General features: G+C 35.4%; 28 protein-coding genes. 10 read left to right on the top strand and 18 right to left on the bottom strand.

Annotated elements, in window-relative coordinates:
• Positions 1-31: 31 nt before the first annotated feature.
• The 4 genes from RNZ47_RS14580 (at position 32) to RNZ47_RS14565 (ending at position 4853) form a co-directional block, all read left to right on the top strand.
• On the top strand, positions 32-952 hold the full coding sequence (locus tag RNZ47_RS14580) for a polyprenyl-phosphate transporter (protein WP_311941807.1): 921 nt from the start codon (positions 32-34) through the stop codon (positions 950-952).
• Positions 952-1968, top strand: a complete 1017-nt coding sequence (locus RNZ47_RS14575) for a DUF368 domain-containing protein (RefSeq protein ID WP_311941804.1) — start codon at positions 952-954, stop codon at positions 1966-1968. Before RNZ47_RS14580 ends, RNZ47_RS14575 begins: the two co-directional genes overlap by 1 nt.
• Positions 1965-2702: a shikimate dehydrogenase family protein gene (locus RNZ47_RS14570; RefSeq protein ID WP_311941801.1), complete on the top strand. Its 738-nt coding sequence runs from the start codon at positions 1965-1967 to the stop codon at positions 2700-2702. Before RNZ47_RS14575 ends, RNZ47_RS14570 begins: the two co-directional genes overlap by 4 nt.
• Positions 2703-2810: 108 nt before the next feature.
• Entirely contained in the window at positions 2811-4853 is a 2043-nt protein-coding gene (locus RNZ47_RS14565; protein ID WP_311941798.1) for a DUF349 domain-containing protein, read from the top strand.
• Positions 4854-4954: 101 nt separating this feature from the next.
• Here the strand turns inward: RNZ47_RS14565 and RNZ47_RS14560 are convergent, their stop codons facing one another.
• From RNZ47_RS14560 to RNZ47_RS14505, 12 genes are all read right to left on the bottom strand, one after another.
• Positions 4955-6154, bottom strand: a complete 1200-nt coding sequence (locus tag RNZ47_RS14560) for a glutamate-5-semialdehyde dehydrogenase (protein ID WP_376717827.1) — start codon at positions 6152-6154, stop codon at positions 4955-4957.
• Between the two features lie 13 nt (positions 6155-6167).
• Positions 6168-6938 (bottom strand): glutamate 5-kinase, encoded by a 771-nt coding sequence (proB, locus tag RNZ47_RS14555; protein WP_311941792.1) that lies wholly within the window; start codon positions 6936-6938, stop codon positions 6168-6170.
• Between the two features lies 1 nt (position 6939).
• Positions 6940-7746 (bottom strand): pyrroline-5-carboxylate reductase, encoded by an 807-nt coding sequence (proC, locus tag RNZ47_RS14550; protein ID WP_311941787.1) that lies wholly within the window; start codon positions 7744-7746, stop codon positions 6940-6942.
• A gap of 37 nt (positions 7747-7783) precedes the next feature.
• On the bottom strand, positions 7784-7975 hold the full coding sequence (locus tag RNZ47_RS14545; RefSeq protein ID WP_311941784.1) for a hypothetical protein: 192 nt from the start codon (positions 7973-7975) through the stop codon (positions 7784-7786).
• Positions 7976-8011: 36 nt separating this feature from the next.
• A complete protein-coding gene (locus RNZ47_RS14540; RefSeq protein WP_311941781.1) occupies positions 8012-8449 on the bottom strand; it encodes a GNAT family N-acetyltransferase in 438 nt (145 codons plus the stop codon).
• A 333-nt stretch (positions 8450-8782) separates the two neighbouring features.
• Positions 8783-9556: a nucleoside triphosphate pyrophosphohydrolase gene (gene mazG / locus RNZ47_RS14535; RefSeq protein ID WP_311941777.1), complete on the bottom strand. Its 774-nt coding sequence runs from the start codon at positions 9554-9556 to the stop codon at positions 8783-8785.
• An 81-nt stretch (positions 9557-9637) separates the two neighbouring features.
• Positions 9638-9862: a VF530 family protein gene (locus tag RNZ47_RS14530; RefSeq protein ID WP_311941775.1), complete on the bottom strand. Its 225-nt coding sequence runs from the start codon at positions 9860-9862 to the stop codon at positions 9638-9640.
• A gap of 1 nt (position 9863) precedes the next feature.
• Positions 9864-10079: a DUF6500 family protein gene (locus tag RNZ47_RS14525; protein ID WP_311941770.1), complete on the bottom strand. Its 216-nt coding sequence runs from the start codon at positions 10077-10079 to the stop codon at positions 9864-9866.
• Between the two features lie 5 nt (positions 10080-10084).
• Positions 10085-11371, bottom strand: coding sequence for a DEAD/DEAH box helicase (locus RNZ47_RS14520; protein WP_311941767.1), 1287 nt, complete (start codon positions 11369-11371; stop codon positions 10085-10087).
• Between the two features lie 435 nt (positions 11372-11806).
• The gene (locus tag RNZ47_RS14515) at positions 11807-12493 is read right to left on the bottom strand and encodes a hypothetical protein (protein ID WP_311941765.1); all 687 of its coding nucleotides are present in this window, start codon (positions 12491-12493) and stop codon (positions 11807-11809) included.
• A 24-nt stretch (positions 12494-12517) separates the two neighbouring features.
• Positions 12518-12793 (bottom strand): hypothetical protein, encoded by a 276-nt coding sequence (locus tag RNZ47_RS14510; RefSeq protein ID WP_311941762.1) that lies wholly within the window; start codon positions 12791-12793, stop codon positions 12518-12520.
• A gap of 352 nt (positions 12794-13145) precedes the next feature.
• Positions 13146-13829, bottom strand: a complete 684-nt coding sequence (locus RNZ47_RS14505) for a uracil-DNA glycosylase family protein (RefSeq protein ID WP_311941759.1) — start codon at positions 13827-13829, stop codon at positions 13146-13148.
• A 96-nt stretch (positions 13830-13925) separates the two neighbouring features.
• Here RNZ47_RS14505 and RNZ47_RS14500 point away from each other — a divergent pair, with 96 nt between their 5' ends.
• Positions 13926-14063, top strand: a complete 138-nt coding sequence (locus RNZ47_RS14500; RefSeq protein ID WP_311941756.1) for a 30S ribosomal protein THX — start codon at positions 13926-13928, stop codon at positions 14061-14063.
• Here the strand turns inward: RNZ47_RS14500 and RNZ47_RS14495 are convergent, their stop codons facing one another.
• The 4 genes from RNZ47_RS14495 to RNZ47_RS14480 form a co-directional block, all read right to left on the bottom strand.
• Positions 14064-14795, bottom strand: coding sequence for a hypothetical protein (locus tag RNZ47_RS14495; RefSeq protein ID WP_311941753.1), 732 nt, complete (start codon positions 14793-14795; stop codon positions 14064-14066).
• A gap of 138 nt (positions 14796-14933) precedes the next feature.
• A complete protein-coding gene (gene yaaA / locus RNZ47_RS14490) occupies positions 14934-15692 on the bottom strand; it encodes a peroxide stress protein YaaA (RefSeq protein WP_311941750.1) in 759 nt (252 codons plus the stop codon).
• Positions 15693-16272: 580 nt separating this feature from the next.
• Positions 16273-17310 (bottom strand): RluA family pseudouridine synthase, encoded by a 1038-nt coding sequence (locus RNZ47_RS14485; RefSeq protein ID WP_311941747.1) that lies wholly within the window; start codon positions 17308-17310, stop codon positions 16273-16275.
• Between the two features lie 38 nt (positions 17311-17348).
• Complete coding sequence (locus RNZ47_RS14480; protein WP_311941743.1) at positions 17349-17909, bottom strand: PASTA domain-containing protein; 561 nt, start codon at positions 17907-17909, stop codon at positions 17349-17351.
• A gap of 426 nt (positions 17910-18335) precedes the next feature.
• Here RNZ47_RS14480 and RNZ47_RS14475 point away from each other — a divergent pair, with 426 nt between their 5' ends.
• The 4 genes from RNZ47_RS14475 (at position 18336) to RNZ47_RS14460 (ending at position 20792) form a co-directional block, all read left to right on the top strand.
• The gene (locus RNZ47_RS14475; RefSeq protein ID WP_311941740.1) at positions 18336-19316 is read left to right on the top strand and encodes a D-alanine--D-alanine ligase; all 981 of its coding nucleotides are present in this window, start codon (positions 18336-18338) and stop codon (positions 19314-19316) included.
• Between the two features lie 98 nt (positions 19317-19414).
• On the top strand, positions 19415-19870 hold the full coding sequence (gene coaD / locus RNZ47_RS14470) for a pantetheine-phosphate adenylyltransferase (protein ID WP_311941737.1): 456 nt from the start codon (positions 19415-19417) through the stop codon (positions 19868-19870).
• Positions 19870-20274 carry a VOC family protein gene (locus tag RNZ47_RS14465; protein ID WP_311941733.1) on the top strand — a complete coding sequence of 135 codons (405 nt, stop codon included), beginning with the start codon at positions 19870-19872 and terminating at the stop codon, positions 20272-20274. The genes coaD and RNZ47_RS14465 overlap by 1 nt, the downstream gene beginning before the upstream one ends.
• Positions 20275-20366: 92 nt before the next feature.
• Positions 20367-20792: a HEAT repeat domain-containing protein gene (locus tag RNZ47_RS14460; RefSeq protein WP_311941731.1), complete on the top strand. Its 426-nt coding sequence runs from the start codon at positions 20367-20369 to the stop codon at positions 20790-20792.
• Positions 20793-20871: 79 nt separating this feature from the next.
• Here RNZ47_RS14460 and RNZ47_RS14455 read toward each other — a convergent pair whose 3' ends face one another.
• Together RNZ47_RS14455 and RNZ47_RS14450 are read right to left on the bottom strand one after the other, a co-directional pair.
• Entirely contained in the window at positions 20872-22485 is a 1614-nt protein-coding gene (locus tag RNZ47_RS14455; protein WP_311941727.1) for a SulP family inorganic anion transporter, read from the bottom strand.
• A gap of 99 nt (positions 22486-22584) precedes the next feature.
• A complete protein-coding gene (locus RNZ47_RS14450; RefSeq protein ID WP_311941723.1) occupies positions 22585-22863 on the bottom strand; it encodes a hypothetical protein in 279 nt (92 codons plus the stop codon).
• 289 nt (positions 22864-23152) lie between these two features.
• Between RNZ47_RS14450 and RNZ47_RS14445 the strand changes: the two genes are divergently transcribed.
• On the top strand, positions 23153-24883 hold the full coding sequence (locus RNZ47_RS14445) for a M14 family metallopeptidase (RefSeq protein WP_311941720.1): 1731 nt from the start codon (positions 23153-23155) through the stop codon (positions 24881-24883).
• Positions 24884-24885 lie beyond the last annotated feature (2 nt).

Here is a 24885-nt window from a genome sequence, read left to right as displayed (position 1 = left end):
ATATCTTTGGTTTCTGCTTAAAAATCAACATATGCAAAGACGTTTTATAGATTATTTAGTCATTTCGCTTAAAGGTATTGCCATGGGTGCAGCCGATGCTGTTCCTGGTGTTTCAGGTGGTACTATTGCTTTTATTTCCGGTATTTACGAAGAGTTGATTTCTACCATTAGCAATGTTAATCTTTCTCTGTTTAAAACCCTTTTTTCCAAAGGTTTAAAAGCGTTTTGGCAACAAGCCAATGGTAACTTTTTAACTGCGCTCTTGCTAGGTATTATTGTAAGTTTTGTGTCGTTTATGCGGCTAGCAAAATATTTGTTAGAGCATCATCCTGTACTTATTTGGTCGTTTTTTTTCGGTTTGATTGTGGCCAGTATTTATTTTGTTGGCAAGCAAATCACCAAATGGAATTTGGCCGTAATCGTATGTCTTATTTTTGGAGCCGCCATTGCTTTTTATATTACCACACTACCGGCATTGGCGACCAACGCTAATCCCTGGTTTTTGTTTTTGGCGGGCGCCATTGCCATTTGCGCTATGATTCTTCCGGGTATTTCGGGTTCCTTCATTTTAATAATTCTAGGCGCCTACAAAACATTAAGCGACGCTTTGCATGATTTTGATGTAAAAAAAATAGTCATTTTTGCCGTTGGCGCCCTAATGGGCTTGCTAAGCTTTAGTCGGGTTTTAAAATGGTTGTTTAAACATTACCACAACATTACGCTGGCCATACTTACTGGTTTTATATTTGGATCCCTAAACAAAGTTTGGCCTTGGAAAAGGACGCTTACATGGCATACCAATTCAAAAGGAATTAAAATGCCATTGTTGGAAGAAAGCGTTTCACCGTTTGCCTTTGAGGGCGCAAACCAAATCACAATAGCCATTGGCTTAATGATTCTTGGTTTTTTAACTATTTTTATTCTTGAAAAACTAGGCACGAAAAAACTATAATGCAAAGCACCAGAACTTTTACAGACAAGCTATTCCTTATTCTTAAGGGCTTAGGTATGGGTGCTGCCAACAAGGTTCCTGGCGTTTCTGGTGGCGTGGTTGCTTTTGTAGCCGGTTTTTACGAGGAGTTTATTTACTCGCTTCAAAAAGTAAACAGTAAAGCTTTTAAACTCCTTATTAATGGGCGGTTTAAGAGTTTTTTCCAATATATAAACGGGCGTTTTTTAGGCCTGCTTTTCTTTGGGATGGTAGTTAGTTATTTTAGTGTTTCAAAAATTTTGGATTATTTAATAAAACATTACGAGCTGTTTGTTTGGAGTGTTTTTTTTGGAATGATAATCGGCTCTATTTATTACATCTACAAAGATTTTAAGGATTGGAATTTTACAACCTACTTCTCGCTATTTATTGGCATAATAATAGGTTTAAGCATTAGTTTTTTAAATCCGGCAAAAGAAAATGACAATCTTTGGTTTGTGTTTTTCTGTGGCATAATAAGCGTTTCGGGAATGACACTACCCGGGTTTTCCGGCTCCTTCATTCTTATTCTTTTGGGCAATTATGTATTGCTTTTGGTAGATTCGGTAAACGCTTTGTACGATACGGTTTCAGATGTATTTAGTGGCGATTTTAGTTTTTTCCAAAACCCGGTACGCCTACGAATGCTTAAGGTGCTTGGTGTTTTTACATTGGGCTCTGTAACGGGTTTGGTTACCTTTTCGCATCTGTTAAGCTATATATTAAAACACTATAAAAGCATCACCCTTTCCGCCATTATTGGGTTTATTGTGGGGTCGTTGGGTGTGGTTTGGCCTTGGAAAAAAACCATTTACAAAATAAACGATAACGGTAGTTTTATACTAGATTCTACAGGAGAAAAAATAATTGCCAATTACAAACGCTTTATGCCCGATGTAACTACAGAAACCCTTTATGCCATTGCATTTATTGTTTTGGGCATCGGTATTGTTTTAGCACTTGAATTTTACGGCCAAAAAACCAGAAAAACCAAATGAACAAATTAGGACTTTTAGGCAAAAACATATCGTATTCATTTTCAAGAAACTATTTTAAAAATAAGTTTGAAAATGAAAACATCAACAATACAACTTATGAGAATTTCGATATTGAATCAATCGATTTATTTCCGTCAATAATAAAAAACACAAAAGACCTAAAAGGTTTAAATGTTACCATTCCGTACAAAGAACAAGTGATTCCTTTTCTTGATAAAATAAACAAAAAAGCCAAATCCATTGGCGCGGTAAACACCATAAAAATCACGAAAAAAGGAAAACTTGTTGGCTATAATACAGATTGCTACGGTTTTAAAAAAACCATAAAACCCGCTTTAAAATCGCAGCATAAAAAAGCATTGATTTTAGGTACAGGCGGCGCCAGTAAAGCCATTGCCTACAGTTTAAAAGAGCTAAATATTGCATACAGTTATGTGTCCAGAAAAGCTTCAGAAGGTATCGATTTCACATACGATTCACTTACCGAAGCTATCATTAATCAGCATCAAATTATAATAAACTGTACACCGTTGGGCACGTTTCCCAATGTAAATGATTGCCCAAACATACCATATCACGGCATTACCAAAAACCACGTTTTGTTCGATTTAATATACAATCCCGAGGAAACCAAGTTCCTCAATCAAGGTAAACTACATGGTGCCAAAACGATTAACGGATTAAATATGCTGAAATTTCAAGCAGAAAAATCGTGGTCTATTTGGGATTTGTAATAAAATAACTACTCAAGCTATTAAAAGCACCACTTACACTTTGTAAATACTTGAGTTGTTACTATCTTTAAACCTTAAAGTATATTACGAACCTAAACATTTTTTAAAATGTCTGAGATAGATAACCTGCAAAAAGCAGACGGAAAAGAAGAAAACAAATTACCCGTTAAAAATGATGATAACACTGAAAACACATCATTAGATAATAATGCCCAATCCGTAGAAGAAACTCCTGAAATAGATGAAAAAGAAGCTACTTCTCAAACCGTTGAAGCTGAAAAAGAAGAGCCTTCCAACGAAAAAGAAGAAGTGGCTGAAACACCTAAAGATGAAGCGGTCGACACATCTAAAGATGAAGATGTTATCAATGAGATTGAAGAGTCCAATGCTGAGGACGCGGAAGATGAGGGCAACAAAGAGCGCCATACCATTGCCGTAAAAGAATACGATAAAATGTCGTTGGAATCTTTAGCCATCGAGTTGGAAAAGCTATTGAAAAACGAGAAAATTCAAGCCATAAAATCGCATGTCAACGATATAAACAACGAGTTTAAAACTAAATTCCAAGCTTTATTAGACGAGAAAAAAACAGAGTTTTTAAACGACGGAGGCAACGAAATAGATTTTTATTACTCCTCGCCCATACAAAAACGATTTAAAACGGCTTATAAAGCATACAGAACCAAACTAAACGAACATTATAAAGGTTTGGAAAAAAACCTGAAACAAAATTTAGCCGACAAGCTGGAAATTATTGAAGAATTAAAAGGCCTGCTTAACGTTGAAGAAAACATAAATACCACTTACAAACATTTTAAGGAATTACAGGAGCGCTGGAGAAACACCGGGCCAATTCCCAGAGACAAATACAACAATGCCTGGAACTCTTACCACCACCACGTTGAGCGTTTTTATGATTTTTTACATTTAAACAGAGATTTACGCGATTTAGATTTTAAACACAATTTAGACAAGAAATTAAAAATTATTGAGCGTGCCGAAGAGTTGGCCAAAGACGATAATGTGATGCGATCGTTTAGAGAGCTGCAAGAACTTCACAAAATGTGGAAAGAAGAACTTGGACCTGTGGCCAGGGAGCACCGAGAAGAAATCTGGGATCGTTTTAAGGCGGCCACAAAAATAATAAACGACAAACGGCAAGATTACTACAAAGAAATTGATAAGGTTTATGAAAAAAACCTTGAAAACAAGCTCGAAATTATTGCTAAAATAGAAGCTATAGGCGAGCAAGAAAGCAAATCACATAGCTCGTGGCAGAAAAAGATAAAAGAAGTTGAAGCACTGCGAAACGACTTTTTTAACGCCGGAAAAGTTCCCATAAAAGTTAACGAAGCTACTTGGGCGAAATTTAAGGATTCGGTTAGGGCGTTTAACAAAAAGAAAAATGCCTTTTATAAAGGCTTAAAAATGGAGCAGTATGACAATCTCCAGAAAAAATTAGAGCTCATTAAAATTGCCGAAGACAACAAAGACAGTGAAGATACTGAAGTTACCACGGCATTGATGAAAAAAATCCAGAGCGATTGGAAAAAAATCGGCCATGTTCCGCGTAAAGACAGCGATAAAATTTGGAAACAATTTAAAAATGCATGTAACTACTATTTTGATAGGCTGCATGCTAAAAGAAATGCTGCCAGCCAAGAGCAAGTTGATGCTTTCAACCAAAAACAAGATTTGTTAAACACATTAAAAGAGTTAAGTTTAACCGGAGATAAAGACAAAGATTTAACCACCATAAAAGACCAAATCAACACTTGGAAAAATATAGGCAGGGTACCAAACGACAAGCGTTATATTGAAGGTAAGTTTAATAAGGTTTTAGATAATTTGTTTTCTAGTTTGAAAATGGAAAAGAATGAAATTGAAATGATTAAATATGAAAACAAATTAGATAATTTAAACAGTGGAGACAACAATACCAGAAACCTTGATAACGAACGTTCTTTTATCAAAAAGAAAATAGACGAGGTTAAGAGCCAAATCAATCAATTGGAGAATAATTTACAGTTCTTTACTAATGTTGATGACGATAATCCGTTGGTAAAGGAAGTTCACAACAATATTAAAGCGCACAAGCAAACTTTAAAGCTCTTAAAAACCAAGCTTAGTAAAGTTAAATCGCTGTATTAAAAGTTAACGTATCTTGTTAAAAGCAAAAAATCCCGTAATTGAATTACGGGATTTTTTGCTTTTATCAGTTATCTAATAAGTGTTTTTACAAAACCTTATTTTTAAACCCTAACGTGTCCATCGCCATAAACATAATACTTGTTGGTAACAAGTTCTTTAAGCCCTAATGGGCCGCGGTGGTGCAGTTTATCGGTACTAATGGCGAGTTCTGCGCCCACACCTATTTGTCCACCATCAGTAAATCTAGTTGATGCATTTTGATATACCACAGCACAATCTACTTGTTCCATAAAGGTTTTTGCTATGTCGTTACTGGTAGTCATAATGCTTGTTGAATGGCCGCCGGAATATTCATTTATTTTTTCGATAGCTTCAAAAACAGAATCAACTGTTCCGATGCAACATTTCATTTCTAAAAACTCTTCAAACCATATGGAATGGTCGTCGATTAATTTTTCATCTTTTAGAACTTCTTTGGCTTTATCATCTACCAAAACCGTAACCTCACTTTCCTTCAAAATAGCATTTAGTTCTTTGATTTTATTTTGATAACCTGGAATGTTTTTGTTCACCAATATTTTATCGAGTGCGTTACAAGCTGATATTTTATGGGTTTTTGCATTTAAAATAACTGCAATGGTTTGTTTCCAATCGGCATATTCATCAATATATAAAAAGTTATTTCCGCGACCGCTAACCAAAACCGCACATTTAGCATGCTCTTTTACAAACTTTATAAGTTGCTCGCCACCCCTTGGAACAATTAAATCCAATGGCTCGGTCGGGTTTTTTAAAAAGGCTTGGGTTTCTTGCCTATTCATGTTTAGCATTTTAATAAAATCTGTGCTTAAATTATTTTCTTCAAGGGCTTTATGCCATAATTTTACAATGGCCGTATTGCTGTGCAATGCTTCTTTTCCGCCTTTAAGCAATATTTTGTTATTGGCTTTAAAAGCGAGTACCGTAGCCTCAACAGTTACATCTGGTCGAGATTCGTAAATAATCATGATGGTTCCAAAAGGCGCTGTTTTGTTTACAACTTCCAACCCGCTGTTTAAAGTGTTTTTACTTATTATTTGATTTACGGGATCTTGCTGTGCTTGCACTTCTTTAATGGCCGTAATCATGCCATCTACTTTCTTTTTATTTAAAATTAAGCGATCGTACATGGCTTGATCCTCTTTATTAAAAGCCTCAATATCCTTTTTGTTTGCCTGTAATAAATCGTCTTGGTTTTCCCGCAATAGGTTGACCATACTTTTTAAAACATTGTTTTTTATATTCTCTGATAATAATTCCATCTTCATTCTTTTTTTATAGTGATACTTTTGTACCAACTGATTTTCCATTAATAATATCAATAATGGTATTATCTTTTTTTCCGTTTGCAATAAAGGTTGGTACATTATTGGCCGCGGCTTGTTGGGCATAATCCAATTTTGAGCCCATACCGCCTCTGCCTTCTTCTTCGGCTTTATTACTATCTTTTATATATTTTTCCAAATCTTCTTCTGGACATACGTTCTTTATTAAATCGCTACTGGCTTCTTCAGGATGTCCCGTAAAAAGCCCATCAATATCTGTTAAAATGATAAGTTTATCGGCGTTTAATAATTGTGCAATTAAGCTTGCCAATTCGTCGTTATCCGAAAACATAGACATGGTCACCGATACGGCGTCATCTTCATTGGCAATAGGGATGACACCCTCAGCCAGTAACCCTTCGCAACAATTAATCATATTCTGCCTGTGTACGCCTGGGCTAAAATCGCGCTTTGTGGGCAATACTTGGGCGCACTTCATCCCATAATCGTGAAAAATATTATAATAGAGGCGCATCATTCTAGGTTGCCCAATGGCAGAATACACCTGACGTCTTTGGGTTGTGTCTTCTATTTTAGATTTCCCCAGCACTTCTTTTCCTGCAATTACAGAACCCGAAGAGACCAAAATGGTCATAATACCACGCTCGTAAAGCTCTGCTATTTGTTTTACCAATCGTCTTAAAACTGGTCTTACTATTCTATTGTCTTTGTTGGTCATTACATTCGTACCAACTTTTATTACTATTCTTTCTTTACACATATTAGTGTTCTTTACCTAATTCCACTGCACGGTTAAATGCAGAAAAAGCGGCTTCTTTTATTAACTCGTTTACATTGTTATCTTCCATTGAATCCAAAGCGGCACGAGTGGTGCCTCCTTTTGATGCGACCTTGTCCATCCAAGAATTTGGTGATAAGTTTGATTGATTAAACAACTCAATCGCACCCGTAAAGGTTTGGCTCACCAAAACGGTGGAATCGTTTTTTGAAAAACCCATTTGCAGTGCTGCTTCCATCATACTTTGCATAAAGTAAAACACATAAGCAGGTCCGCTACCGGAAATTCCTGTGGATGCATCAATCAGTTTTTCGTTGGACACACGAATGGATTTTCCTGTTGTATCCAATAAGCTTTCAATGGTTAACCTTTCAATTCTCGACACTTCATCTGACGTGACATACGATGTTAACCCCTTCCCTATTTGGGCTGGTAAATTAGGCATCGCCCTAACTATTTTTTCTAATCCGGTTATCTCTTTTATGGTAGCAATGGTAACGCCTGCCATAATAGAGATAATAATTTGTTGTGGTTTTACCAGTGATTTTATGGCTTTAAAAAGACCTTCAGCATGATATGGTTTTACTGCAATAAAAATAATGTCTGCTTGTGGTACACATTCATCCAACTCTTTAAAAGCATCAAAATGCGATATTTGATTAAGTGCTTCCAATTTCTCTTCAGACTTATCTAAAACCATGATATTCCTCTTTTTTAAGAGTTTTGATTTAGACATCCCTTCGGCATAGGTAAGCCCCATATTTCCCGCTCCAATTACTAGTACTTTCATTTAGTTGTTTTTGTTGATAATTTTTTGAAAAAGATAATTAAACGAATAGCATACAGTCTTTACAGTCTTTTACCTCGCCATAATAGGTTTCGCGGTACTTATGAAGCGTTTTTATAGGTAAGCCAAATAAGTATTTCTTTATATAAGTAACCTTTGTGGTTAGCTCTCCCATTTTTACTGTATGTCGTTTTTCGTAAGTTGTTTTTCTTTTTACTTGTAAAATTTTCATATGTTCTTGTTTTATTAAATTGATTATTTAAATTGATTATCGCTCTAATCGCATTTCTATATTTCTTGCTTTAAAGCCTTGTTTTTCAAATATTTTTATAACCGGGTTATCTATGTTTATGTGTACTGCAATATCGCCCTTACAGTATTTTATAGTGTGTTTTATTAATGCTTTGGCAATTCCTTTTCTTCTGAAACTTTTTTTAACCGCCACATAAACCAATATGTTTTCAGATAAATACTCATTCATACCTGTTCTATTTACCACAACGGCTCCCAAAATTTCATTTCTATTTTCCATAACAAACACGTAACCACCTAATCCGGGAAGCTCTTTGGCTGCATACAAAATAGATTTTTGAATAGCGCTCTTTGTGTCTTTAAAAACTCCGGAATGTTCGTATAAAAAATTGGTGATACGGTTAATATCAATCATAGATAGCCTTGAAAAAGCATCAAATGTTTTAATAGTCATTAAATAGGGTTATGGTGATTTTTATCTATAAAATAGATAGAAATAAAACTGAAAAAAAATCAGTTATGCATTATGCATTATCTACTTAAAAACTCAAGTAAATAATATAAATAAGACACTAAGGTGTAAAGTGAATATTTATGGAATTATGTAGAAGGTGGGATAAATTTATCCGATTGGTTTCTAAAAACCAGAAAGTTAAAGTTGAAGATTCTGTTATTTCGCTTTTCATGAATTCCTTTTCCCATGCAGCAAATGTACGAAAATGAAGCCCTTTTAGCAAATTAACAGTGTTAAGATAAATACAAATTTAGATTTGTGCGATATGAAAAACTACAGACTTTTAGCTTCCTCCCAAAAGATATCCATTTCGGCCAATGTCATATCCTTTAAAGGTTTGTTTAAACTTTTTGCCTTCGCTTCAAGGTATTGAAATCGTTTTGAGAATTTTTTATTGGTACGCTCTAAAGCATTTTCGGGGTTAATATTTAAAAAACGTGCGTAGTTTACCATAGAGAACAATACATCGCCAAACTCGCTTTCCATTTTATCTTGATTTCCTAAACTTACTTCGGTTTTAAATTCGCTTAGCTCCTCTTCAACCTTTTCCCAAACTTGATTTGGTGCTTCCCAGTCAAAACCAACGCTGGCCACTTTTTCCTGAATTCTATTGGCTTTTACCAAAGCCGGTAAGCTCTTGGGTACGCCTTCCAAAACACTTGTTTTTCCTTCTTTTAGCTTAAGGTTTTCCCAGTTTCGTTTTACATCATCCTCGTTTTCAACCTTAACATCGCTGTAAATATGTGGATGCCTACTAATTAGTTTTTCGCAAATACTATGGCAAACATCGGCAATATCAAAAGTATTGGTTTCGCTTCCTATTTTAGCATAAAACACAATATGCAAAAGCACATCGCCCAGTTCTTTTTTAACTTCGTTTAAATCGTTGTCTAAAATAGCATCACCCAATTCGTAAGTTTCTTCAATGGTTAAATGGCGCAAACTTTCCATAGTTTGTTTTTTATCCCAGGGGCATTGCGCTCGCAATTCATCCATTATGGTTAACAATCTATCAAAGGCTTTTAGCTGATCTGCTCTGGAGTTCATTTTTTGAAGTTTTTGTAAAAATACGATTTTGATTATTTTGAACTGAAAAAAACATATTTTAAAGATTACAATGTGAAATCATTATTTTTTATTCTTCAACATCTTCAAATACATGTTTTCAACTTTTGTCCGCGCCCAAGGCGTGCGCCGTAAAAATTTTAAACTGGATTTTACCGAAGGGTTATCGGTAAAACACTTTATTTTTATAGTATAACCCATATATTCCCATCCGTAGTGTGACACTAAATCGTTAACAATTTGCTCTAACTTTATACCGTGCAAAGGGTTGTTGGGTTGGGTTTCCATTTTATAATTTTGAAACTAATTTTTTGATTTTTTCGGCTTTTTCAAAATGATCCAATTTTTCAGTTAAAATCCACCATGTTGCCGCTTCCATAAGCAATTCCGGATCATCATTTTTATTGGCAAAAAACGCATAAAATGACAGACCGACGTTAGTTCCCTTTTGTTCTATTTTCCGGTGACAAACTTCTATGATTTTTTCTTTTAACGCTTTTCTCATTGCGGTTAATGTCTTCGGTCGGTAGATTTTCTATTATTATTTCTGCTTGGTCTTCTTTTTGAACTGCTCCTGTTTTTATTAGAGTTTGAATTTCTACTGTTGTTCCGAGAGTTATGAGAACGATTTTGACCTGGTTTTATGGGTACGGTTGAAGCATTCGGGTCGGGTTCAAAACCTTCAACAATTTCAACGGGTAACTTTATATCAATCAATTTTTCAATATCGCGTAAATATGTGGTTTCGTCCGCACTTACTAAAGAAATGGCTTCGCCACTTGCCCCTGCTCTACCCGTTCTTCCAATACGGTGCACGTAATCTTCAGAGATATTAGGCAATTCAAAATTAATAACATGTGGCAGCAACGGGATATCTAAACCACGTGCCGCAATATCGGTGGCCACTAAAACGCGAATCCGTCCGCTTTTGAAACCTGCCAAGGCTTTGGTTCGTGCACCTTGACTTTTATTACCATGAATAGCTGCAGCCGTTATACCTGCGCTAACCATTTTCTTACAAAGTTTATTGGCACCGTGTTTGGTGCGGGTAAAAACCAATACCTGTTTCCAATTATCGTCTGAGATCAGCTTGATAATCAAACCTGTTTTTAAGCCTTTGGCAACGCGATAAACCTTTTGGTTAATAGCTTCTACGGTTGTATTTTCCGGAGTTGCTTCAACTTGCACCGGATGGTTTAAAATACCGTTTGCCAATTTTCTAATATCCTTTGAAAAGGTTGCCGAAAACATCAGGTTTTGACGTTTTGCAGGCATGAGTTTCATAATGCGTTCAATATCTCTTAAAAACCCCATATCGAGCATGCGGTCGGCTTCATCTAAAACCAAAACCTCTATGCGCTTTAGCGATAACAAACCTTGGTTTTCCAAATCTATCAATCGTCCCGGAGTGGCCACTAAAACATCAATACCTTGACGGATGGTTGCCACTTGTGGTTTTTGGTTTACACCACCAAAAATAACAGCGCTTCTTAAATTTAAAAACTCGCTATATTCTTTAACATTAGCGTACACCTGTGCCGCTAATTCGCGCGTTGGTGTTAATATTAAAGCACGAATGGGCCTGTGTTTTCCTCGTGGATTCGCAGAAAGTACTTGTAAAAGCGGTAATGTAAAACCTGCTGTTTTTCCGGTTCCGGTTTGTGCCGAAGCTAAAACATCTTTTCCTTCTAAAATAGGTGGGATTGCTTTTTGTTGAATGGGACTTGGCGTTGTGTATCCTTTTTTGCTAATCGCTTTTAGCAAGGCTTCGGATAAGCCTAAAGAGTTAAATGACATATAAATTTTTTGGTATCCCAATTTTTGGGTCTGTGAGATGACAAATTATATTTCATCTCCTTCTAATTAAGGCGCAAAGGTACAGTTAATTTTCTGCTTAAGCCTAAATACTTTTGGCCGTTATAAAAAACTGGTACTTTCTTAGTCCAAAAAAATGTTTGAACATACCGTAAATTGAAGGATTTTAAAGCGTTAATTAATTGAGTAAAAAAGACTGACAAAAATTATATTTTAAAGTTTTATCATTTTGCTAGTGTAATAGTAATTACTAATGATATGTTGAGTAGTGTCTGATAGATGTTGTTTAATATTTAAGCTTAACAAAAAAGCTATCTTTATTTTATAAGACAGCTTCTTTTTTATTAATAGCTCGTTTGAAATACGATATAATTAAATTTCTCAAGGATTTGAAAAAACGTTTTATACAGCCGTATTTTATTTAACCTTTATACCGTTTACGTACATTACGCTAGTTGAATTTTTGCTTTCCGGACTCTTTGTGTTTTTATCTATACTTACATCATATTTTTTTATACTATAACTAAGGTTTTCCTTTGTTTTAGGAATATCATCTTTGTACAAAATTAGATTTCCATGACTATCTCTAGCCAATATTGTTAGGTAAGCATATTTATTTGCTATTTTGTTGGAAAGCTTGTAATCTCCATTTTCTTTAGCCCTACCAAGTTCCTTGAAATATTTTGTTTGCTCATTATAATAAATCTCAATTTTTTCATCATCCGTTGGAGCATTAACCAGCTTTTTATAAAATATTTCTTTGTCTATTAATTTATTTTGGTTTATAATGTTTATAAGCAAATTCACCCTGTTTAGCCTGTACAAATTATCCGTTTCAAAGTTTTCTTTAAAAATGTGGACAACCTTATCTATATTCGCCATAACTTCACTATGGGTTTTGCCTTCAAAATTAATGTTATCGTAATCAACTGTAAAATAGCTAGTGTTCTTTACACCATTTGAAGCCAATTCTTTTTCTAAATGATTAATATAAAATTCTCTTTGATTTTTTTCATCATTATTTTTTTCAACTGTATCAGAACAAGCAACGATGACTAATGAAACCAATCCCAAACACGTAATCAATAATTTATAATTTTTCATTTTTGTAAATTTTATTTTTTCACATTAATACTCTAAACCTTTATAGAATCTTTTTGCCCCCGACACACCTACGTTTTCAATATGGTAATATTTTGTTTGAGGCACTCCGTAAATGGTTAAGGTTACTTTTACCGTAAGCCAATAACGTGCAGAATAGTCTGCCCTACTTGCCCAATCTGGTTTTAATCCTCCATGACTAGGAATATCACACGGCATCATATAGTTTGGGCAATCTGTTCTTACATCATCATAATATATAACTAAAGGTGTATCCGTGCTTGATTTTATTTCACGTTTCAATTCATAAGAATAAGCCATTCCTGGAACTGCCTGACCACTTTCATATAAATAACAATGAATCGATGAAAGAGGTCCTGAAACGTAATAATTAACCCCTATTGAATAATCATCTGTAAAAGGGTGATAGTCTACAGTTGTAAATAGGGTTTCACTACCACTAAAATAATAAGGGGTTGGGTTGTAAGTTTGTGAAAAACCTTTAAATATGAAAAGGCAGAAAATTATTGGCATCCAAACTAAAATATGAACAAATAAAGTTCTGTTCTGTTCTGTTCTGTTCTGTTCTGTTCTGTTTTAGCATAATATGTAATACTTTACATCAAATATAAATAGAATTTTCCAATAAACCAAATTATAAAAAAAACTCCCGATACTGCATCACCCTGAAATCGAAGGTATTAAATTTGGGGTTTTTGGCTTTTAATTGTTTGTACAAAGGCAATCTGCTTATAGAAATATTGGCTGCGCCAGAACCCGAGGTGAGCGACACGGTTTTAATGATTCGTTTTGATTGAACAGATTCCCGAGTTTTGTTGGGAACAACGAATTGATGAATTCGAGGCACTTCATTATTCACCAATTCTAATGTAATACTGTAATCTTTTATATGTTTTCTAAAGAAATATTCGGGACCGTTTTTACTGTTTCCGCCTGTAAACAACAAGGTGTCGATATTTGGATATTGCTTTAAATAACCAATTAAATCGCGGAGTTTTATGTTTTGCATGCCCAAATCGGAGGCGTCAACTTTTTTGCGTTCGGCACTTTCAACAATATCGCAAACACCTATTTTATGTTGTATTAAAAACTGTTTGCGCTCTTCAATAGCTTCTTTGGAGTTATCGTAACGCAGTTTTAAATTATGGATTTCATCTATAAACAACCACAGCGAATTGTAATAACTTCCGTAGCAAAAATCGACGTCTTTTTCTAAAAGTTCTCCGGTAGAAAACCGTGGAGGTGGCAAGGTGCCCACTATTAATTTAGTCGTGTCTTTTTGGATGAAAGGTTTGTATGGGTGTTTGTGTTTAAACAAGTTTTACTTGGTTTGCGTGTTTAAAATCCTTATATTATTTTTAGTTAAAGATAAAAAGATTCCCGTTTTCACGGGAATGAAAAATACTATAAATTAATGGGAAAAGGCGATAAAAAAACGAAACGCGGTAAAATAAACCGAGGTACTTTTGGGGTTAGACGCCCTAGAATTAAAAAGAAACCATCTATTGAAACCAAAATCAATATAGGTAACAAAGCACAACCAAAGCTGTAATCAATTGGTTTGTAAATGGGTTAACAAACTATCAACATCCAGTATGGTAGCTCGAAATATTTTTTTGTTTGGTTTTGTTAAGTGCTGCGATTCGGTTTGTATGTCTTGTAAAATAGCCTTGGCTTCGGCTTCTTTTTTTCTGCTTATTAAAAATTTAGCCAACACCAAGCGTTCGTTATAAAAAGAATAACGGATATCGATGGCCCTTAAATTTGCTTCGGCTGCTTCAAAATTACCCAATTTTTCAAGGGCTAAACCGTATAAAAACTGAGACTTCGATTTTTTAAATTCTGGATGTTCTTTTATTTTTTCAGCATATAATACAACCTGCTCAAAATCCTCAACATTATAATAAGCTTTAATTAATTGCTTTATTACATAATAATCATTTTGCAAATGTTCGTCCAAAGCTTCTAAATAATGAGGAATGGCGTTGTTGTAATCATTATTTTCCAACAGCGCATCGGCTAAATTCACTCGGTTTTGGTAGGTTTCGGAAAACTGAAGTTGTTTTTCCAAATCCTTTATCTTTTTAGTTGGATTTACAATATGTGTAATTTCTTCTGTTATTTTTTCGGCATCCCGTTTGTTGTAAACCTGTGTTATTAAATAAATAATACAGCCTACAATGGGTAAAAAGATGATTAAAAAAATCCAATAATACGGGCTTCTGTTTTTTAACAAATGGTAAATACAAAAAACTTGGAGCGCAATTGTTACGTAGTAAAGCATATTAAAAAGTAGTCGTTGAATTATTCAAATAGAGATTATTTTTCCGTCATTAAGAATCTTATTTTCAATGTGATGTGGCCATCTGTTTATTTTAATACGATAACCACCTCGCCTTTCTCTTCGTTTTGACGCACCTAATTATCTTATAAAAACAAGATCGGTTTCTGTACTCATGGGTTCGCTAAAATTATAACCTTCGTAGTTAAATGCTTTTAAATCGTCAATCGTTTTGGCGTTGGTATCAATAATATAGCGCGTCATGTAACCCCGTGCCAATTTAGCAAAGGTCATAATCGTTTTGTACTCGCCACTTTTAAAATCTTTAAAATTAGCCGTAATTACCGGTACTTTTAAAGCCTTGGTATCAATGGCCTTAAAATACTCGTTACTTGCCAAGTTTAAAAACAGTTCGTCGTCTTCCAATTCGTCATTTAAAGCTTTGGTAACGGATTTTCGCCAAAACTCATAAAGGTTTTTATTTTTGCCCACAGGGAATTTTGTGCCCATTTCCAAACGGTATGGCTGAATTAAATCGGTTGGTTTTAACAACCCGTACAACCCCGAAATAATGCGTACGGTGTTTTGTAGTTTTTCAATATTTTCCTTTGGAATAGTATAGGCGTCCAAACCTCTGTACACATCGCCGCTAAAGGCGTACACTGCTTGTCGCGCATTGTCTTTAGTAAATGGCAGTTCCCAATTTTGGTTACGCTCGTAGTTTAATTGCCCTAAATTATCTGAAATCTTCATGAGTTTCGACAAGCTTTTAGCCGATTTCTTTTTTAGCAATTTATTTAAACGTTCGGCTTGTTTTAAAAAACAAGCTTCGGTGGCGTGCTGAATTGGTATTTTGGTTTCAAAATCCAAGGATTTTGCTGGGGATAAAACGAGTTTCATAGAGAGTTAACTTTTTCCATTTCCGCGAAGGCGGAAATCTTGCTTTTTAATAAAACCAAATTTACGATTAGTAATCTACATTTAAAATCTTAATTGGTAAATATTAGCAATAGCACTATAAATACGGTTGATGACTTTGACTTTGTGAGAAAAAACCACAACTTCGTTTAACGGCTGATATAAGTAATATAAACGACTTAGATATGTAAAAACATTAAACGAACCTTTTCAAAATAAAAGCAAATTGGCCTAAAAACACAATTTAGCAAACAAGCGCGTTAAGGATTGAGGCCCTTCGTCAAGCTCAGGATAAACTCATCCTTTTTAAGAAAGAAATAAAACATACTTTATTTAGAATAAAAATTTAACAGATAGCCATACTTCGACTATGCGCAGCACAGGCTAGCTCGCTCCTCGCTATGGCGTAAAAAAAAGATATAGCGGAAAGCCTGACCACTTGCCCTGAGCGCAGTCGAAGGGTTGTGGTAACGCCCAAATAATAAAACCCATAGTTATGATTTTATGAGATACTGAAATAACACTTCGACTGTGCTCCCTGTGACAGTTCAGCATGACAGGGCTATTCCAATTCTTGGTGTTTGGAGTAGGTTTTCCATTTTTCAATACACTGTTGCATATCATCTGGAACTGGAGTGTCGAAACGCATAAACTTACCTGTTTTTGGGTGTTTAAAACCCAGTGTTTTAGCGTGTAAAGCTTGCCGTGGCAGCACTTTAAAACAGTTGTCGACAAACTGTTTGTACTTGGTAAACGTGGTGCCTTTTAATATTTTGTCGCCACCATAGCGGGCATCGTTAAACAAGGTATGCCCTATGTGTTTCATGTGCACACGTATTTGGTGCGTCCTGCCCGTTTCTAACTTACACGACACCAAGGTTACGTAGCCCAAACGCTCTAAAACCTTATAATGCGTTATGGCCGGCTTGCCTTTATCGGCTTCATCATCAAAAAAAACGGTGTTTTGCAATCGGTTTTTGGGGTGTCTGCCAATGTTGCCTTCAATAGTGCCTTCGTCTGCTTCCATATTGCCCCAAACTATGGCAACGTATTCGCGTTCGCTGGTTTTTTCGGCAAATTGCAAGGATAAATGCGCCATGGCTTTTTCGGTTTTGGCAACCACCAAAAGTCCGCTGGTATCTTTATCGATTCTGTGTACCAAACCGGGTCGTTCGCTGGAATTGTTCGGTAAATTATCAAATCTGTAAATCAAGCCATTTATTAAGGTGCCCGAGTAATTGCCATGACCGGGATGTACCACCATACCTGCGGGTTTGTTTACAACCAAAAGGGTGTCGTCTTCGTAAACCACATCCAACGGAATATCTTCACCAACCAACAAATTCTCAAAAGGTGGATGCGCAAACAACACGCGAATGGCATCAAAAGGCTTTACTTTGTAATTGGATTTTACGGGCTCGTTATTTACAAAAACACTGCCGTTTTTTGCGGCTGCCTGAATTTTATTTCGCGTGGCATTTTCAACAAAATTCATTAAGTATTTATCTATACGCAAAGGCGTTTGCCCTTTATCTACCGTAAAAGCATAATGCTCGTATAAATTATCCTCGTCGGGTAATTGTGGTGTATAGTCTTCCATTTTATTGAATTAATGCGTATTGAAGTCTGTAATTAATTTTAGTTTGATGGCCGATTGCCATTACCCAGCACTAAATCAATTTTTTCGGTTTTTGGCAACATATCTCCAGCCTGAATGGTTTGGCCTTTATGTTGCATTTTTAGTACAATATCTTTACCAATATTATCCACATAAGTGAGTTTGCCCACTTTAAACTCCAAAGCTTCCAAGGTTGGTTTTGCTTGTCGTAACGTGCTTTCCAATAAATTGGGCACTCTTACTTTTCTGTAACCAGAAGGGTTTAATGTGATGTAAATTTTCCTGTTCTCCTTAACTTTTGCTCCAACGGGCGGATCTTGCTCGATCACCGAAAATTTTGGGTAATCCGGATTGAAATTAGCAGAATCCTGTATTTGCATCACCAAATTATTTTCTTTTAATTCAATTTCGGCAACACTTATAGATTTTCCTTTTAAATCCGGTACGGTTTCAAAATCGCCATGGTTGGTCGATGATTTTAACCACGATAGCATTAAAAAAGATAAAACCACCAAAGCCACTACAGCCAGTATAATTTGTTTTAAAAACGCTTTACTTACAAGAAATTTAATAATGCTCATGTATTATAATTTTCGATACGGCAAATATATAAAAACGTAACTGTTTTTTCTTTTGCAATATATATGATATTTTAGCTTAACTATTAATACTTACGTTTTATTGTAGGTTTTTAGATTGCAAACAAACAATAATTTGGTTTATGGCTTAAATATTTTGGGCGTTTCCCCAACCCTTCCACTGCGTTCAGGCATGGGGTCGGGCTATCCGTTGCAAGTCCTCGCACCTTCGGGCTGTGGGCTTTCCACTACTATCCCTAACGCGCTGTAGAAATCCGTTTAAACTTTAAAACCAGTTTTCAATGTATGTCGTAAAATTTAAAAAAACAAAAAGAGGTTACCACCGAAGTTTTTCTTGAGCGAAGACAAAAGGAGGAATGAAAAATGGATGAGATTCCCTTCTTCAAGGGAATGATAAAAAAATTATATATGAAAAATATTGCCATTATTATGGGAGGCTATTCCAGCGAATACAAAATCTCATTAAAAAGCGGAAACGTGGTTTTTGAAACTTTAGATAAGTCTAAATACAACGCCTATCGCATTCATATTTTTAAAGACAAATGGGTTTATGTTAATGATGACGATGAGGAATTTCCTATCGATAAAAATGATTTTTCGGTTACCGTTAAAGCCGAAAAAATCACTTTCGATTGTGTGTTTAATGCCATTCACGGGGCGCCCGGAGAAGATGGTTTTATGCAAGGCTATTTTAAATTAATAAATATGCCGCACACAAGCTGTGGCATGTACCAAGCGGCTTTAACCTTTAATAAACGCGATTGCCTAAGCACTTTAAAACCTTACGGCATAAAAACCGCCGAGTCGTTTTATATAAATTTTGGAGATGACATAAATAACGATGAAATAATTGCCAAAGTGGGTTTGCCTTGTTTTGTAAAAGCCAACAAAGCAGGCAGTAGTTTTGGCATTACTAAAGTGCATAAAAAGGAAGATTTAAAAAACGCTATCAACGTAGCTTTTAAAGAAGATGATGAAATTATTATTGAATCGTTTTTAGATGGTGTTGAAGTATCGGTTGGTGTTATTTCGTTTAAAAATAAAACCAAAGTGCTGCCCATTACAGAAATAGTAACCGAAAATGATTTTTTTGATTACGAAGCCAAATATTTAGGTAAATCCCAGGAAATTACACCGGCCAGATTAAGTGCGGAGCAAGAAGAAAAAGTAACTAAAATGGCCAAAAAGGTTTACGAGATTTTAAAAATGAAAGGCTTTAGCCGAAGCGAATATATATTTAAGGACGGTGAGCCGCATTTGCTGGAGGTAAACACCATTCCTGGTTTAACCAGAGAAAGCATATTGCCACAACAAGCCGCCGCTGCCGGTATACCGTTAGCAGATTTATTCGATAATGCCATTGAAGAAGCTTTGAAAAGCCTACCTTAATCCCTCCAAAGGAGGGAAACAATTGTGAATAATAAATTTAAGAAGCTTATATTTACAATATATTAATTTCTCCCCTTTGGGGAGATTAAGAGGGGCTTATGAAACGCGCTATATTTCCAGGGTCTTTTGACCCGATTACGTTAGGACATTACGATATTATTAAAAGAGGCGTCACGCTTTTTGATGAGATAATTGTGGCTATTGGCATAAATGCCGATAAAAAATACATGTTCTCGTTAGAAGAACGCAAAAAATTTATTGAAGATACTTTTGCCGGCGAACCCAAAATCAAGGTGATGACTTACGAAGGTTTAACCGTAGATTTTTGCAAAAAAATTGAAGCGGAATTTATTTTACGTGGCCTCCGAAACCCAGCCGATTTTGAGTTTGAAAAAGCCATTGCACATACCAATAGGGATTTAGCACCTATTGAAACAGTATTTCTACTAACTTCAGCGAGAACATCGTATATCGCATCTTCCATTGTACGCGATGTAATTAGAAACAATGGCGATTATACAAAGTTGGTTCCTATTAGTGTACGCATAAAATAATGTTTAGCATTAACTTTTTAGACCACGTTGCCATTCGTGTTAAAAACATGAATGAATCTATTAAATGGTATTCAAACGTTTTGGGATTAAAAAAATATCAACTTGAAAAATGGGGTGAATTTCCTGTATTTATGCTTTCAGGAAAAATTGGAGTCGCTATTTTTCCAGCAAATCTTGATGATGAAAAACTTAATCAATTATCAAAAAACATTAAAATTGATCACTTCGCCTTTAATGTTTCAAATATCGATTTTAAAAAAGCGCAAGAATATTTTAATAGCATTAATGAACCTTTTCAATTTCAAGATCATCATTATTTTCGTTCTATTTATCTGAAAGACCCCGATAATCATACCGTCGAACTTACTACGCTTGTAGTTGATGATGACTTATTTTACACATAACATCAAACTAATTTTATGTAACAATTCCTACTTATTTCATACTAATAAGTAAATGATTTATTTAAGAACTTATGTTCCATCAAATTATATATTTGCTTTTTAGACTCAATTTTGTTCAGCCATCAGCAAGAACCATACGTTTATGGATGTATACCGACGACGTTGAAAAATTAGAATATGCTTTAAAACATGGGAACTATAAAACAAGAGTATTGGCTGCTGATGCGCTTGGAAAAACGGGATATACGTCTTCTATTCCGGTGCTTTTTGAAGCTATGAATGATAAAATTCAAAGCGTCTCGATTGCTGCTTTAAATGCACTTGAACTTATTGGTTGCGATGATGAGTTAGTTTCTACCATTATTCAAAAGCGTTTTAATTGGGTCAAAGAAAAACGCGAAAACGACAAAAAACGTGAAGCTAATAAAGGTAAAAAGCATAAAATTTACCGATGGGAACGCGCTAGTAAAAAATCGTTTGACCGTGTAAAAGAACAACTTAAAAGACCTATAAGGTGAATTTAGTTTGCAGTTTCAGTTGGCACTAGCCACTTCTAACTTCCATCTTCCAACTTCTAACTTCCAACTTCCAACCATATCAAAACTTATACTCCGAAAGTCCTTTGGTGAAAGCCTCTGGGTTTTCGGCTAAATGATAACGTGGGTCGTCGATAGCCTCAACGATAACTTCCCTAAACTTAGGGCTTGACTTGTATAGCAGAATTTTACAATCTTCGCTTAAGTGTTTTAATTTAATCGATTTACCCGCAGCTTCGTATTTATTAACCAAATTAAAGATGGCTTCGATAGCCGAATGGTCGCTAATACGGGATTCTACAAAATCGACTTCCACATTTTCAGGGTCGTTTTTTACGTCAAATTTTTCGTTAAACGCTATAATGGATCCGAAGAATAATGGGCCCCATATTTCGTAAATCTTAGTACCATCTTCCTTCATACGTTTACGGGCGCGAATGCGTTTTGCGTTTTCCCACGAAAACACCAAAGCACTAATAATCACACCGGCAATTACGGCAATGGCCAAATCGAAAATAACGGTTAAGGCCGATACCGCGACCAAAACAATAACGTCGCTTAGCGGGATTTTGTTTAAAATCCTGAAACTACTCCACGCAAATGTGCCTATAACCACCATAAACATAACGCCCACTAAGGCTGCGATGGGCACTTGCTCGATAAGTCCGGATGCAAAAAGGATAAATACCAATAACATTAATGCGGCAACAATACCCGACAATCTACCACGACCGCCACCTTTTATGTTAATTAACGATTGCCCAATCATGGCACAACCGCCCATACCACCAAAAAATCCGGTGACAATATTGGCGCCACCTTGGGCTAAACATTCTTTGTTGGTGTTTCCTCTGGTTTCGGTTAATTCGTCAATTAAATTTAGTGTCATTAAAGATTCTATTAAACCAATGGCAGCAAGAATTAAAGCGTAAGGAAAAATAAATTTTATGGTTTCTAAATTGAACGGTACTTTGCTAAATATATCGGTTTGAAACTGTGGCAATCCCCCTTTTAGGCCTTCGCCGCCGCCATCGCGAATAAAACTGCCAACGGTTGCCACATCTAAGTTTCCGAAAATCACTATCGCTGAAACCACTAAAATAGCAATTAAGGCTTCGGGAAGTTTTTTGGTGAGTTTTGGCAAACCAAACATAATACCCATAGTTAAGGCTACAAGACCAACCATAATCCACATACTATTTCCTGAAAACCAATCACCGTTTGCATCTTTAAACATGCCTAATTGCGATAAGAAAATCACAATGGCCAATCCATTTACAAAGCCCATCATTACAGGGTGCGGTATCAATCTTACAAACTTCCCCAATTTAAGAATGCCGGCCAACATTTGTATGGCTCCCATTAAAATAACGGTTGCAAATAAATAGTACAGGCCTAAGTCTTCGCCTTCTGCTCCCATGGCGTTTCCTTCGGCAACCAAACTTACCATAACCACCGCCAATGCCCCGGTTGCACCACTTATCATGCCCGGGCGACCTCCAAAAACAGAAGTTATCAAACCAATCATAAAAGCGGCATACAAGCCAACTAGCGGGTCTACGCCAGCAACAAATGCAAAGGCTACGGCTTCGGGCACTAATGCCAATGCCACGGTAATACCGCTTAAAATATCATTCTTGGCATTTGCGGTACGCTTTCTAATAAACTCTGTCATGGGTGTTTTTTTGAGGTTGCAAATTTACATTTAATATGCTGGCATGCAAGTTAGAAGTACTATATTTTGCTTTTGAAGACCCTAAAACGTTTGAGAAAACTACAGCGATAATTCTTTATTTAACCAAATTAATGCCGTCTCTCTGTCCATAAAAAATTTAATATTATGCTGTGTACTTCCACTAATGGCAATTAACGTTTTAGAAGCCATTAGCGCAGCACTTGTTTGGGTTACAACAGCTCTGGCCTTTATTTTATCTAGTAAAAGAATTTTTTTTTGAGCACCAAAAGTATAGGTATACGCATTCTTTTTATTAATTAATACGCCAAATGGAGCGTCTAAACTGTTCAATAAAAAATCGTGGTACTCGTCAACCATAATTTCATCAAAAAGAATACCTTCATCAACGATAACTTCGGCATATTTTTACTTAAAATGACTATTTCACCAAAAGATAGCTTACAAATCTTCATATACATTTTTAAACGAGAGCCTATAAATTTTAAATTAGCTTATTGCTGTTAAACTTTTAAACAAAATACAAGTACTGTAAGTTAACTTATTTTTTTCAAGTACAATTTGTGTAGAAAAATTAAATATTATAATTAAAACATTTTTATATAAAATGATTATTTTTTGTCATATTTAAAACAAAAAACCAAAAACAATGAGAATCATTATAACTGCATTATTTTTAACCGTGTGTTTTTTTAATACACATGCACAAAAAAAGTATGATTTTAAAACCCATTTTGAAACATCAAAAGGTTTTGAAACAGCCACATACGAGCAGACTATCGCTTTTTACATTGAGTTATCTGAAGTGTATCCTGAAATTTCAATTCAGGAGATTGGTGACACCGATTCCGGCAAACCCTTACACATCGTTACTTTAAATGTTGATTCGCAATTTGACTTTTCCAAAATTCGAAAAAGCAAGCGAATTCTTTTAATAAATAATGGCATCCATCCCGGGGAATCCGATGGGGTCGATGCTACCATGATGCTGTTTCGGGATTTGGTGAATGGCAAGATTAAAGCAGCTAAAAACACGGTAATCGTTACCATCCCGATTTACAATGTTGGCGGGAGTTTAAACCGAAACTCAACCACACGTACCAACCAAAACGGACCAAAGGATTACGGTTTTAGAGGCAATGCCAGAAACTACGATTTAAACCGCGATTTTATTAAATGCGATACTAAAAACGCTGAGGCCTTTGCTAAGATTTTTCATTTGGTAAAACCCGATGTTTTTATAGATAACCACGTTAGCAACGGAGCCGATTACCAATACACGCTTACCCATTTGTTTACGCAGCACAACAAACTTGGTGGCGATTTAGGCCACTATATTCATACCGAAATGAGACCTAAATTAGAAGAAAAGCTAAAAGCAAAAAATTGGGATATTACCCCGTACGTTAATGTTTTTAATAGTGTTCCCGAAAAAGGATTTTCTCAATTCATGGATTACCCGCGTTATTCAACGGGTTATACGGCACTATTTAACACCTTAGGCATGATGGTTGAAACGCACATGTTAAAACCCTACAAACAAAGGGTTGAGGGTACTTACGAACTGATGAAAAGCATGATTGAAATCACCGAAGAACAAGGCGATAAAATTTCAACATTGCGCAAAAATGCAAATCATACTCAGTCTAAAAAAACATATACGCTCAACTGGGAAATTGATACCACAAAAAGCACAACTTTAAATTTTAAAGGGTTTGAAGCTGAAACCATAAAAAGTGATATTACAGGGTTTGACCGTTTAAAATACGACAGAACCAAACCGTTTACCAAAAACGTTATTTATCAAAATTATTTTAAACCGAATTTAGAGATTGACATACCGACAGCTTATATTATTCCACAAGGTTGGCATCGGGTTATTGAGTTATTAAAATTAAATGCTGTTGAAATGCAAACTTTAAAAAATGATACGACACTTACCGTTGAAAGCTATAAAATTGAAGATTACAAAACACGGCAACAGGCTTACGAAGGGCATTATCCGCACTACAATGTTTCAGTAGCTTTAAAAACAGAAAACATAAGGTTTAGAAAAGGTGATTATCTCATAAAAACCAATCAACCTTCGTTTAGGTATATTATTGAAACCTTAGAGCCACAAGCACCAGATTCGTTTTTTATCTGGAATTTTTTCGACACTATTTTACAACAGAAAGAAGGTTTTTCGCCCTATGTTTGGGAAGACAAAGCAAAAGAATTACTAAGTAATAATGAACCATTAAAAATGGCTTTTGAAACTAAAAAACAAAACGATAAAGCCTTTGCAAATAATTGGTACGCCCAATTGGATTGGTTGCACAAACAAAGCGAAAACTACGAAAAAGCGCACTTGCAGTATCCTGTTTATCGAATAAATTGATT

It is taken from the genome of Hwangdonia seohaensis (genome assembly GCF_031932625.1).
Taxonomy (GTDB): Bacteria; Bacteroidota; Bacteroidia; order Flavobacteriales; family Flavobacteriaceae; genus Hwangdonia; species Hwangdonia seohaensis.
Note: the sequence above shows the minus strand (reverse complement) of the source record. Positions and strands in the feature narration are given on the sequence as shown.